The 12,193-nt window shown below is 31.4% G+C and carries 13 protein-coding genes; 3 read left to right on the top strand and 10 right to left on the bottom strand.

Going from position 1 to position 12,193, the window contains the following annotated elements; all coding sequences use genetic code 11:
• Positions 1-6: 6 nt before the first annotated feature.
• From L8X36_RS03750 to L8X36_RS03705, 10 genes are all read right to left on the bottom strand, one after another.
• Positions 7-294 (bottom strand): hypothetical protein, encoded by a 288-nt coding sequence (locus L8X36_RS03750; protein WP_263682584.1) that lies wholly within the window; start codon positions 292-294, stop codon positions 7-9.
• 73 nt (positions 295-367) lie between these two features.
• A complete protein-coding gene (gene rimP / locus L8X36_RS03745; protein ID WP_261529616.1) occupies positions 368-790 on the bottom strand; it encodes a ribosome maturation factor RimP in 423 nt (140 codons plus the stop codon).
• A complete protein-coding gene (rbfA, locus tag L8X36_RS03740; protein ID WP_039617407.1) occupies positions 780-1,142 on the bottom strand; it encodes a 30S ribosome-binding factor RbfA in 363 nt (120 codons plus the stop codon). Before rbfA ends, rimP begins: the two co-directional genes overlap by 11 nt.
• A complete protein-coding gene (gene infB / locus L8X36_RS03735) occupies positions 1,139-3,772 on the bottom strand; it encodes a translation initiation factor IF-2 (RefSeq protein WP_263682582.1) in 2,634 nt (877 codons plus the stop codon). The genes rbfA and infB overlap by 4 nt, the downstream gene beginning before the upstream one ends.
• Positions 3,753-4,019: a DUF448 domain-containing protein gene (locus tag L8X36_RS03730; RefSeq protein WP_263682580.1), complete on the bottom strand. Its 267-nt coding sequence runs from the start codon at positions 4,017-4,019 to the stop codon at positions 3,753-3,755. Before L8X36_RS03730 ends, infB begins: the two co-directional genes overlap by 20 nt.
• Positions 4,020-4,043: 24 nt before the next feature.
• Positions 4,044-4,922 (bottom strand): homoserine kinase, encoded by an 879-nt coding sequence (gene thrB, locus L8X36_RS03725; RefSeq protein WP_263682578.1) that lies wholly within the window; start codon positions 4,920-4,922, stop codon positions 4,044-4,046.
• An 8-nt stretch (positions 4,923-4,930) separates the two neighbouring features.
• A complete protein-coding gene (locus L8X36_RS03720) occupies positions 4,931-5,335 on the bottom strand; it encodes a tRNA threonylcarbamoyladenosine biosynthesis protein TsaB (protein ID WP_263682576.1) in 405 nt (134 codons plus the stop codon).
• Positions 5,336-5,376: 41 nt separating this feature from the next.
• The gene (gene lpxC, locus L8X36_RS03715; RefSeq protein WP_263682574.1) at positions 5,377-6,261 is read right to left on the bottom strand and encodes a UDP-3-O-acyl-N-acetylglucosamine deacetylase; all 885 of its coding nucleotides are present in this window, start codon (positions 6,259-6,261) and stop codon (positions 5,377-5,379) included.
• A gap of 2 nt (positions 6,262-6,263) precedes the next feature.
• Positions 6,264-7,643 carry a M23 family metallopeptidase gene (locus tag L8X36_RS03710; protein ID WP_263682572.1) on the bottom strand — a complete coding sequence of 460 codons (1,380 nt, stop codon included), beginning with the start codon at positions 7,641-7,643 and terminating at the stop codon, positions 6,264-6,266.
• A gap of 73 nt (positions 7,644-7,716) precedes the next feature.
• Entirely contained in the window at positions 7,717-8,544 is an 828-nt protein-coding gene (locus tag L8X36_RS03705) for a prephenate dehydrogenase (RefSeq protein ID WP_263678412.1), read from the bottom strand.
• Positions 8,545-8,622: 78 nt separating this feature from the next.
• Between L8X36_RS03705 and bamA the strand changes: the two genes are divergently transcribed.
• From bamA to L8X36_RS03690, 3 genes are read left to right on the top strand one after another with little or no spacing between them, the layout of a single operon-like run.
• Entirely contained in the window at positions 8,623-10,839 is a 2,217-nt protein-coding gene (bamA, locus tag L8X36_RS03700) for an outer membrane protein assembly factor BamA (protein WP_263682570.1), read from the top strand.
• A 50-nt stretch (positions 10,840-10,889) separates the two neighbouring features.
• On the top strand, positions 10,890-11,732 hold the full coding sequence (gene accD / locus L8X36_RS03695; RefSeq protein WP_263682569.1) for an acetyl-CoA carboxylase, carboxyltransferase subunit beta: 843 nt from the start codon (positions 10,890-10,892) through the stop codon (positions 11,730-11,732).
• 2 nt (positions 11,733-11,734) lie between these two features.
• Positions 11,735-12,190: a 23S rRNA (pseudouridine(1915)-N(3))-methyltransferase RlmH gene (locus L8X36_RS03690; protein WP_263663561.1), complete on the top strand. Its 456-nt coding sequence runs from the start codon at positions 11,735-11,737 to the stop codon at positions 12,188-12,190.
• Positions 12,191-12,193 lie beyond the last annotated feature (3 nt).

Here is a 12,193-nt window from a genome sequence, read left to right as displayed (position 1 = left end):
TTCCTTTTAATCCACAACCGCAAATAACTTGCAATTTTTATAATATCTATAAAATCTTTCCCCGTTTTTGTTCATAGTTCTTAAATAGGTAAAAATAGGTGAAGTCCATTTATAGCCTTGACTTTTTGTATGAAATTCATCTATTAATTTATCATCTTGATAAACATACACACTCATGCCACCATTTTTTACAACTGCTTCTTTAAATTCATCTTCATCTTTTGGAAAATGATAATACACATTACCATTTTTATCTGCTTTACTGATTTTATAATCATATTTATTTTCAAGCATTATACGCCTTTTTTATTCTTATGTTTAAATTCAATTATACAAAAGATGAGTAAAAATTTAGATTTCTAAATTTTTACCATTGTATGAAAGTTTTAGCTTTTCTTATGTCGCTAAAATTTATAGTAGTTTTTTCTTGAGTTTCTAAATTTTCTAAAGTGATATTTTCATCATCTACGGCGATGATTTTTGCTTCAATTTTTTCTTTTTCACTAGTTGTGATTTTTACAAGCTCATTAATGCTTTTTGCAAAATGCTCGATTTTACTAAGTTTTCTTTCAAGCCCACAGCTTGATACTTCTAAAAAATACTCCCCACCCACAGGTGGTTCTACATCAAAAATAGGCGATAAAATCTCACTAAGCCTAGCACAGTCATCAAGATTTACCCCACCTTCTTTTTGTACATAAATTCTATAAATCTTTCTACCATTTTCACTTACTAGCTCATCATCATAAAAGCTAAGCCCTGCTTCTTTACAAAGTGCTTCAAGATTCATTTTGTTCCTTTTTGATTTTTTCAAATAAAGCATCCATATGGTTTTGATACTCTAATCTATCATCAAATTTAAAGTGAAAATTCGGACACCTATACCACCCTTGCTCACTCATGCAGTAATTTTGCAAAGCACGGGCGGCTTTTTTAAGTTGATTGAGTATGATTTCTTGCTCTTGGGTATTAAAAAACATTTTATCTAAATACACAAAAGCATCATATCTGCCTTTTTTGCACTCTACATCCACTACGCACAAATTTTTTAAAGCTTCGTTGTCTAAATTTGCTAAAGCTTCTGGTATAAGTTCTTTTAAAATGCTTTCTGTGCGTAGCTTTTTGATTTCAGCTGGGTTCATAGGCTTACTTGTTCCTCAACTTCTTTGTAACTTTCTATATAATCTCCCACTCTCATATCGTTACAACCTTCTATGCCCACACCGCATTCATAGCCTTTTGCAACTTCTCTTACATCATCTTTAAAGCGTTTAAGTGAGCTTACATTACCTTCAAATACCACAACTCCATCTCTAATGAGCCTGATTTTCGCGCCACGATTGATCGTGCCTTCTGTTACCATACAACCTGCGATTTGTCCTAGTTTTGGTACATTGATCACTTGGCGAATTTCAGCTTGACCAAGTTGTTCTTCAGAGATGATAGGACTCATCATACCACCTAGTAAGGCTTTTACATCATCAAGCAAGTTATAAATAACATTATAAGTTTTTATCTCCACGCCCTTATCTTTAGCGCGTTCTTTGATCTCACCAGTTGGGCGTATATTAAAGCCTAAAACGATAGAGTTTTCACTAGCACTTGCAAGCTCTATATCACTTTGAGTAATACCACCTACCCCACTATGGATGATATTAACTTTAATCTCATCGTTTTTAAGTTTTTCCAAACTAGCCTTAATCGCTTCAAGCGAACCTTGCACATCTGCTTTTAAGATCACAGGAAGAGCTTTTAAATTACCTTCTTTGATTTTTGCACCAAGTTCATCTATGCTTACTTTGGTGGATTTGCTTAATTCTTTTTGGCGGTTGTATTCATGGCGTTTATTAGCATATTCTCTTGCTTGTTTATCGCTATCTACAGCTATTAGCGTTTCTCCTGCATCAGCTACTTCACTAAGACCTATGATCACCCCACATTCACCTGGGCCTATTTCTTTTAAAGCTTTGCCTTGATCATCACTCATAGCACGCACTTTACCATAAGCTTCCCCTGCTACGACTGTATTTCCCACTCTTAAAGTACCATTTTGTACGATGATAGTAGCCACAGGACCTCTACCTTTTTGCACCGAAGATTCTATAATACTTGCTTTAGCATGGGCTTTTGGATTTGCTTTAAGCTCTAAAATATCAGCTTGCAATAATACAATTTCAAGTAAATCCTCTATACCATCACCCTTTTTAGCTGAAACTGGCACAAATTCATGACTTCCACCCCATTCTACTGGCATGATATCCATTTCTGCTAGCTGGGTTTTTACCATGTCAGGATTTGCGTTTTCTTTATCCATTTTATTAATAGCAATGATGATAGGTACATTAGCTGCTTTTGCATGATTGATCGCTTCTTTAGTTTGTGGTTTTACCCCATCATCTGCAGCTACTACGATAATAACAATATCCGTTATACTAGCTCCCCTTGCACGCATAGCAGTAAATGCCTCATGGCCTGGAGTATCGATAAAAGTGATTTTTCTACCATTTTTTTCCACCATATAAGCGCCCACATGCTGAGTAATCCCACCTGCTTCACCACTTGCAATGCGTGATTTTCTTATATAATCAAGCAAAGAAGTCTTACCATGATCCACATGTCCCATGATAGTGATAACCGGAGCTCTTTGGCTTAAATTTTCTTCTGTTTGATTTTCATCATAATCTTTTACATAATCAAACTCATCAGCTTCATCAATGATATTAATCTCCACGCCAAATTCAGCTGCAAGAATTTCTATAGCATCCTCATCTAAAAAGTCATTTTTAGTCGTCATCATACCAAGCATGAAAAGTTTAGAGATAACTTCTCCGGTGTTTTTACCAAGTTTTTCAGCAAATTCATACACACGAATTTCTTTAGGTATACTTACACTTGTGATTGCTTCACTTTCTTTTTTCTCTACCTTTTTAGGTGGTTTTTTACGACTTCTTCTTTGTATACCACCCTCGCCAAATGGATTGATAGAATTATTTAAAGATTGCTTTAAAATATTTGGTTGTTTTTTGTTTGCTGGTTGTGCTGGTTTATTTTCTTTTACACTAAAATCAGGTAAAACCACCATATCATCATCTTCTAAAGAAATATCAGCAAAGTCTTTATCTCCTAAAAGATCCATTTTAGTAGTGCTTTCTTTTTTGCTTGCTACAGGATGATTTTTCTTTTCTTTTTTCTTTCTTTTTAAATTCTCATCTGAATTTGAAAAAATCATACTAAGGCTTAGACCTTGAGTAGTTTGTGTGCTAGCTTTTTCTTCTTTATTTATTTGAGTTTCTTTGCTTTCTTCTTTTTTCTTTTTAACGATGACTAAGCCTCTTCTTTTAGCTAAATTTAAATTAGAACCTAGCTTTTCATCGAGTTTAATTTCTTCTTTTTTTTCTTCTAATACTTCATTTTTTATAGGATTTTCAGGTTGTTTTTCTTCTTTTTTTATTTCATCTTTTTTTTCACTTACTGCTTTAGTAGGGCTTTTACTTTCTTTTTTAATAGTAGTTTTTTTCTCTTCTTTTTTGCTTTCTTCTTTTTTAGTAGTTTTTTTTGCTGCACTTTCTTTTTTAGGTTTGGCTACTTTTTTTACCACATCTAGTATTTCACCAGATTGAACGTATTGATAAATCGCCTCTGCAATTTCAGAAGATACTTTTTTGTTAGGGGATTTGATATCTTCTAAGCCCATTTCATTGGCTTTTTCTATAATTTCTTTACTTGTATATCCTAACTCTTGAGCGATCTCGCTAATCTTTACATCTGCCATTAAAAAATATCTCCTTTAAATCCTGCTGATTTATATTACCATGAAAATTGCCTTTGCAAGCTCTCATAAAAGCCCTTTGCAATGTTTTTTCATCTTTATCAAAACATGAATTACAAATATACAAACTCCTACCAAATTTCACTTTAGTGATAATTTGAGAATTTTTTATTTGGAATTGATGCAAACTTTGCTTTTCATAACGACCTTTGCAAACAATGCACATTCTAATGGGTATATGATTTTTCAAAATTATATCTTTTTTTTGGAATTTTTAGCAAATTTTAAAGCCCTCATCATCAAATTCTAAAAGCTCAACTCTAAATTTAGCAAATTTATTTTTGATTTTTTCTTTGATTTGTTTAGCATCATCTTTATAAGCTAGAGTAAAAAAACTCGAGCCTGAGCCTGAAAGCGTACTCATGAGAGCATTATTATCTAAAGCTAGTTTTTGCACTTCAAAAAGTTCTGGCAAAAGTTTCATTCTTTGATTTTGATGAAGTTTATCCAAACTTGCATATTTTAATAAATCATATTTTTTCTCTAAAAAGCAAGCGGTTAAAAATGAAGCATGGCAAAGATTAAAAACACCATCTTCTAGGTTGATTTTTTTGGCTAAAACTGCTCTTAATTTTTGAGTATTCATCGCTACATTTGGTATGGTTATAACAGCTTGTAGGTCTTTATCCACTTCTTTTTTTATAGCTAAAACTTTTTCATTATGAGTTAATGCACACACAAAACCCCCAAGTGTTGCTGGAGCTATGTTATCTGGATGGTTTTCATATTTTAAAGCTTCATTTAAAATGGTATTTTTATCCGCTTTAAACCCACTTAATTCATAAGCACAAGCAATAGCTCCAACTATTACAGCAGAAGAACTTCCCATGCCTCTAGCTAAAGGGATATTATTTTGGAAAACAAAGCGGAAATTATCTTTTTTACCACTAAGTCTTTGATAAATTTCATAAAAAATATTGACAAAACTATTGTTTTTTTTAAGATAGATATTATTTTCACCTTCTCCGTGTATGCTAATGCTAAAAAATTTAGATTTTTCAACTATGGTTTGATTAAAATATTTTAAACTCAAACCCAAACAATCAAAACCAGGACCTAAATTTGCACTTGTAGCAGGAACTAAAATCTTCATTTTTTACCTTAATTAATCGCATCTAAAACATAAAAAGGTGTATTTTCTTTACTGAAATTTAAACCTTTTAAACTCTGGGGCATAAAAAAACTTCCCGCTTGTGTCTTTTCTAAAACAATCTCATCATCTTTTTTTACAAAACACAAATGCTTATTAGCAGCTATAGGAGCGTTATTATTTAGCTCAAAAGCGCTAATAGTTTTTAAAGGTATATTTTTAACTATGGCTAGGGTTTTAAAAGAAACATAAGAAATTTTTATACCCATGTAAGAGCCTGGTCCATGCACATAAATAAGCTTTTCAAACTCATATTGTGAAAGTAAATCTTGCAGTATTTTTGGCAAAACTTCACTAACTTTTAAATCATTCTCAATGGTTTTTATCAATACATCATTTTCATAAATACCAAGCATTAAAGGTTTTGCTATGGCATTTAAAAGTAAAGTAACCTTTTTTATGCAAAAACCTTTTCATAAACTTTATATGCACTTTTTTCTAAACTTACCACTTCATAAACACTAGGATCTTTTAAAAGTTCTTTGGTTAGAAGATGATTAAGTTTGTGCGAACCTGCATAAGAAGTATAGTCTCCAAAAACTCTACATCCAAGCAAGGTTAAATCCCCGATAGCATCTAAAATTTTATGGCGCACAAATTCGTCTTTAAAACGCAAACCTTCAGGGTTTAAAATACGATTATCATCAATCACAACAGCATTTTCTAAGCTTCCACCAAGACCTAAATTCATAGCTCTTAAAGCTTGAACATCCTTTAAAAACCCAAAGGTTCTTGCTCTTGCTATTTGCTCTATGTAGTTTTGTTTACTAAATTCAAAACAATAATTTTGCTTACCTATAATAGGATTATCAAATTCGATTGTATAGTTTATAATAGGCATATCCGTAGGACTTAAACGCACAAATTTATTACCTTCTTTCACCTCTACACTTTTTTTAATCACTAAAATTTTTTTAGCCACGTCAAGCTCTTTTATGCCTGCTTCTTCAAGCATCATACAAAAGCCTATGCTACTACCATCCATTACAGGAGCTTCATTAGCATCTAAAACTATGCGCACATTGTCAATACCATAAGCATTAATCGCACTCATTAAATGCTCTATAGTAGAAACATAACCTCTATGATCGCCTATTACAGTAGCCATTTGCGTATCGATGACATTTTCAGGCCTTGCCTCATAAGAAATTCCCAGATCGCTTCTATAAAATACTATACCACTGCCAGCTTCTAATGGCTCTAATTTTATACTAATAGGCTCACCCTTGTGTAAACCTATGCCAACACCTTTAACTTCTTTTGCTATTGTTGTTTGATTCATTTTTATTCACTCAAAATTCTTTTTTTGCTTGATTCTAATACATTATAGATATTTTCTTTTATCCATTTTGCATCTTGCCATTGCTCAGGACGCACTTCAACTCCTTGTACTAAAACACCAAAATGCACATGATCTCCAAGTGCTAAACCTGTAGTGCCTGTAGTACCTATAACATCACCTGCTCTAACTCTATCTCCTACATTTACATCCACATTAGTGCAGTGTCCATAAAGAGTATAAATACCAAAGCCATGATAGATGATAATATTTAATCCATAAATTCCATTTTCTTGCACAAATACCACTTCACCATCGTTATTGCTAACAATAGGTGCTTCTTTTATACTTGCTAAATCAAGCCCCATATGATAAGAGCTACTAAATGCTTGATTATTATAAGAATAAAATCTATGATCAGCATAATCAGCTACTTTTTGGCCATTTTTTAAAGGCTTGAAAAGATTAACTTTAAAATTATTAATCATAGTATCAGGAACTTTACTTGTAATATCATGAATGATAACTTCATTAGAAGCTCTTAAATCTTCATTCACAAATTTAAATTTTTCAAGCCTGCTTAATTCTCTATCTTTTGGAGCATATTTTTGTGCTAAAAATTCAATCTTGCCATCTAAAAATCTATCACTTACTTTTATATTTGATACACGGTATTTTTTATTAGTAAAATAATATCTAATTCTTTGTTTGTTTACATTACCTGCTTTATCTACTGCCACCACATAAGCTCTAAAGTGCTCATCAGTCGCCTCCCAAGGAATCAAAGCAGCATAATATCCTTCTTTCACATAAGGAGTTGCTTTAAAAATTTTATCTTTATCGGTTGTGATATAAACTTCTTGTAAATTCTCATCACTTGCTTTAAATACCACACTACCTACTCCACCTTGTTCGATTTGGTAAGAATTATCTAAAATTTCTACAAGTGGTTTTTTGGTATCAATGATAACTTTTACTTCTTTAAGCGCTTGATTTCCTAAAAAGAAATTCCAAAAACTACTATCACTTGCTTCTATTGCAAGTTTATATGAATCGACTTTTTCTTTATAAGCTGGTTTTGGTAATTTTAAATCAAAATGAATGCTTTTTTTATTGCCTTTAACATGTTCATTAACAAGTATTTCACCATTTAACTCATTTGCCTTAAATAGTGTGACTTTAACATCTTTTAAAGCACTTTCATCGCTTATTTCTATAGATACAGGATCTGTTAGATTACTATAAATTACATCTGATTTTGTTTGAATCAACGGAGGATTTTTTTCAAACAACTTTGTATTTAAAACAAACACCACAAAGGCTAAAAGTATTAAAAAAACTACAAAAATCCATTTTTTATTTGATCTTTTACGCGCAAAAACCATATTTTCACTTTCAATCTATATTTTTTAAAAATATATTATTCTTTAGCAAATTAAGAGTAAATTATAAAAAATTTTATAGAATTTCTCTTAATTTATTTGCACTTTTAATCCAAGTCTCAAGCTCATTTATATCACATTTTTCTATCATTTTTTTACATTCTTGTAATTCTTTTTGAAACAAATCAATAGAATTTAATAAATTTTGTTTGTTTTGTTCAAAAATACCACTCCACATTTGAGGGTTTGACTTAGCAATCCTGCACATATCTTTAAAAGAAGGGCCTCCTAGGTGAGCTATATTTTTTTTATTTTCTTCTTTCATCACAAAATTTGCCAAAGAAAAACTAATCACATGCGGTAAGTGTGAAATGATAGAAGCATGATGATCATGCGCAATACTATCCATAAATACAAGCTTCATTCCTAAATCTGAAAAAATTTCTATAGCCCTTTTTTGATGGATATGATCAGCATTTTGCACATCACACAAAACACAAACTGCACTTTTATATAAATCTTTTATAGCTGCATTTGGACCACTATTTTCAGTTCCTGCCATAGGATGAGCTGCGATAAATTGACTTTTCAAATAAGAAGGTAAATTTTTAATAATTTCTTCTTTTGTGCTTCCAAGCTCGATGATAGTACAATCTTTAGAAATGCCTTGAAATTCTTTTAAGATTTTTACAATAGCTCTTACAGGAATAGCTAAAAAAATCACATCACATTTTTTTAATTCTTCAAAAGAAACAATTTTATCTATTAATTTTCGCTCTAGTGCAATTTGTTCAAATTCTTTGTTTATATCATATCCGCAAACTAAATCTATTAACTTATTCTCTCTTAAACTAAGACCCAAAGATCCACCTATTAAGCCAAGTCCGATTATACCTACTTTCATAAATTTTCCTTAAAAAGCATTAGTTAAAAATATTTTGGTATTATAACGATTTTGTATATAAAAATTTAGGTAGATTTGATGAAAAAATGGTTTGTTTTCTTTGCACTCTCAAGTTCTTTATGTGCAGCTACGATTAAAGATATAAAATTTGAAGGCTTATCGCAACTTTCTAAAGAAAGCGCTATTGCGATTTCTAAATTAAAAATAGGACAAAAAATTGATCCTGCTAGTATAGATACAGCGATTAAAAATCTTTTTGATAGAAATTATTTTAAAGACATAGTAGTAGAAGAAAAAAATGGAGTGCTGATTTTTAAAGTAGTAGAAAAACCTTCCATTGGAAAAATAGATATTCAAGGTATAGCAAGTAATGATAGAAAACAAATAGAAAGCCTTGTTGGCTTAAAACCTGGAATTTTATATGATGAAAATTCAGCCAAAGATGCAGCCGAAAAAATCAAACTTTTTTATCAAGCCAAAGGTTTTTATGATACTGTTGTAGAAATCAAAGATGAAAAATTAAGTAATTCAAGCTCATTAAAACTTACTTTTGTTGTAAATCGTGGGGAAAATATCATCATAGAAAAAGTACATTTAAGTGGTGCAAAAAATTTAAGCTATTCAGATATTGAACCTGCGGTAGCAAATAAACAAAGAGAAGCCCTAGGCTGGATGTGGGGCTTTAATGATGGTAAGCTTAAAATCTTTGATTTAGCGAATGATAGCTCAAGAATTTCAGATGTATATTTAAAAGAAGGTTATCTTGATGTAAGCGTATCTCCTGCTTTTTTAAATACTTACACAGATACTTATCAAGCTGATTTGACTTATTTTATCAACGAGGGTGAGGTTTATAAAGTTAAAGGGATTAAAATTTTTAATCCAATTTTTAGTGATGAAGAAAATGAAGCTTTAGCAAATGATTTAAAATTAAGTGTTGGAAAAATAGTTAATATAGAAAAACTAAGAGAAGATATAAAGACTATAGAAACTAAAACAGCAGATTTAGGTTATGCTTTTGTACAAGTTATACCTGATATACAAAAAGATAAAGAAAATCATGAAGCTATGATTATTTTTAAAGTCATACCTAATGAAAAAGTATATGTTAGAAATGTTGAAATTTCAGGCAATACCAAAACAGTTGATAGAGTTATTCGTAGAGAGCTTTACCTAACAGAAGGTAATCTTTACAATAGAACTGATTTAATAGACTCAAGAAATGCCTTAAGAAGAACTGCGTATTTTGAAAATGTAGATATTAAAGAACAAAGAGTAGATGATACGCATATTGATTTGATAGTAGAAGTCAAGGAAGCTTCAACTGGAGCCATTTCAGGTGGTATTGGCTATGGAACTAGTGATGGAATTTTACTTAGCGCTTCATTATCTGATGCAAATATCTTAGGCTCTGGTATGAAAGGAAGTGTGAGTATAGACAAAGGCGATGATACACTTTCTGGTAGAGTATCTTTAAGAAATCCTAGAGTAAATGATAGTGATTATTCTCTTGGAGGATCATTATATTCAGATCGTTTAGAATGGGATAGCTATGATGAGAGAAACTATGGTTTTGACATAAGCGTTGGTAAAACTTTAGGAAGATATACAAGCATAGATTTAACTTATAATCTTGAACAAAGTGATATTTATCATTTAAGTGATCGCTTAATTGCTCAAGGATATAAACTTGGTAAAACTTATAAAAGTTCTATCACTCCTTCGATAGTGTTTAACAATACAGATGATTATTATTTACCAAGATCAGGTTTTATCGCCTCAACTTCGCTTGAATATGCAGGCTTAGGCGGGGATCAAGAATTCATAAGTTCTACTACTAAATTTAATTATTATCAAGGCTTGGAAGAGTTTATAGGTTGGGATTTGATTTATCGTTATAAAGCGAGTTTTTATAAAGTATGGGATCAAGGCTATTTACCTATCAATGAAAAATTATATCTTGGTGGTATAGGAACTATTAGAGGTTTTGATAGAAGAAGTGTGAGTCCTAAAAATGAATGGGGTGATGAAACAGGTGGTACAGTGGCTTTTGCAAATTCTGTAGAACTTAGCTTTCCAATCTTTGATAGAATCAAACTTAGAGGTAGTGTATTTTTTGATTATGGCGCTATCGGAGAGAGTTCTTTAAGTCAAATTCAAAGATGGAGCACAGGTGTTGGCTTTGAGTGGTTAACCCCACTAGGTGCTTTAAATTTAGTTTTTGCTAAACCATTTAATACTAGCTCAAAAGACGATTTGAGCAAATTTGAGTTTATGTTGGGTGCAAGATTTTAAAAGCAATAAAATCTTGCTATAATTTTGAAATTTTATTTTAGGTAGAGATAATGAATTTTTTAGATATTTTTTCTAGTATAAGACGCAAGCAAGCCACTCCAAGTGAAGCTCCAAATCACTGGGTAAAATGCAATTCTTGCCATGCGTTAATGTATTATAAAGAAATAGAAACTTGTTATAATGTTTGTCCTAAATGTAATTTTCATATGAGATTAAACCCTCTAAAACGCATTGAATTACTTAGCGATGAAGGCTCTTTTGTGGAAATGGATAAAGACTTACATGCAATCGATCCACTTAAATTTGTAGATAGCAAATCGTATAAAAAAAGATTAGCAGAAAATGAAGAAAAAACAGGTAGAAAAAGCGCCATAATAAGCGGGGAATGCACCATAGATGGGATAAAAACTCAATTAGTTGTTTTTGATTTTTCTTTCATGGGTGGAAGTTTAGGCTCAGTAGAAGGTGAAAAAATTCTTAGAGCTATTGAAAGAGCTATTGAGAAAAAAACTCCTGTTGTTATAGTGAGTGCAAGCGGTGGAGCTAGAATGCAAGAAAGCACTTATTCTTTAATGCAAATGAGCAAAACAAGTGCAGCGTTAAAACTATTAGCAGAAGAAAAACTTCCTTATATTTCAGTCTTAACTGATCCAACTATGGGCGGTGTAAGCGCATCTTTTGCTTGGCTTGGAGATATCATCATAGCTGAACCCGGTGCTTTAGTAGGCTTTGCAGGAGCTAGGGTTATTAAACAAACCATAGGAGCTGATTTACCAGAAGGCTTTCAAAAGGCTGAATTTTTACTTGAACATGGGTTGATTGATGCGATTGTAGAAAGAAATGAACATAAAAAATTTATAGCAGACTTTTTAAGATTTTTTTCTAAAAACTAAAAATGCAAATTAATCTTTTAAGCATTCAAAAAAATAATAATGATGAATTTAACAAGATAGATGAGCATTATACTAAGCTTATTAAGAAATTTTGTAGTTTTAATGATATATGTGTTTTTAATAACAAAATTAATCAAGCACAAAATACTAACGCCATAGAAGCAAAAAAATCTTATACAAATGCACTAAGTCCTTACAAAAAAGGTTTTTGCATAGCATTAGACGAAAAGGGTAAAGAATTTACAAGTGTAGAATTTGCAAAATTATTGCAAGATAAAAATGAAATTACATTTTTTATAGGCGGTGCTTATGGATTTGAGCAAGAATTTATTGCACAAATGCATACAAGTATAGCTCTTAGCAAAATGACCTTGGTACATAAATTTGCTAAAACTATGCTTTTAGAGCAAATTTATCGTGCATTTTGCATTAATACAAATCACCCATATCACAAATAGGAG

Source organism: Campylobacter sp. CNRCH_2014_0184h (assembly GCF_025772985.1).
GTDB lineage: Bacteria > Campylobacterota > Campylobacteria > Campylobacterales > Campylobacteraceae > Campylobacter_D.
This window is presented reverse-complemented; position numbering and strand designations above follow the sequence as displayed.

Excerpts from the sequence above, each read along its gene's own strand:
- accD (WP_263682569.1), top strand. The coding sequence starts at position 10,890 with ATGAATTTTTTAGATATTTTTTCTAGTATAAGACGCAAGCAAGCCACT.
- L8X36_RS03710 (WP_263682572.1), bottom strand. The coding sequence starts at position 7,643 with ATGGTTTTTGCGCGTAAAAGATCAAATAAAAAATGGATTTTTGTAGTT.
- bamA (WP_263682570.1), top strand. The coding sequence starts at position 8,623 with ATGAAAAAATGGTTTGTTTTCTTTGCACTCTCAAGTTCTTTATGTGCA.
- L8X36_RS03690 (WP_263663561.1), top strand. The coding sequence starts at position 11,735 with ATGCAAATTAATCTTTTAAGCATTCAAAAAAATAATAATGATGAATTT.
- L8X36_RS03720 (WP_263682576.1), bottom strand. The coding sequence starts at position 5,335 with ATGCTTGGTATTTATGAAAATGATGTATTGATAAAAACCATTGAGAAT.
- L8X36_RS03705 (WP_263678412.1), bottom strand. The coding sequence starts at position 8,544 with ATGAAAGTAGGTATAATCGGACTTGGCTTAATAGGTGGATCTTTGGGT.
- lpxC (WP_263682574.1), bottom strand. The coding sequence starts at position 6,261 with ATGAATCAAACAACAATAGCAAAAGAAGTTAAAGGTGTTGGCATAGGT.
- rimP (WP_261529616.1), bottom strand. The coding sequence starts at position 790 with ATGAATCTTGAAGCACTTTGTAAAGAAGCAGGGCTTAGCTTTTATGAT.
- infB (WP_263682582.1), bottom strand. The coding sequence starts at position 3,772 with ATGGCAGATGTAAAGATTAGCGAGATCGCTCAAGAGTTAGGATATACA.
- rbfA (WP_039617407.1), bottom strand. The coding sequence starts at position 1,142 with ATGAACCCAGCTGAAATCAAAAAGCTACGCACAGAAAGCATTTTAAAA.
- thrB (WP_263682578.1), bottom strand. The coding sequence starts at position 4,922 with ATGAAGATTTTAGTTCCTGCTACAAGTGCAAATTTAGGTCCTGGTTTT.
- L8X36_RS03750 (WP_263682584.1), bottom strand. The coding sequence starts at position 294 with ATGCTTGAAAATAAATATGATTATAAAATCAGTAAAGCAGATAAAAAT.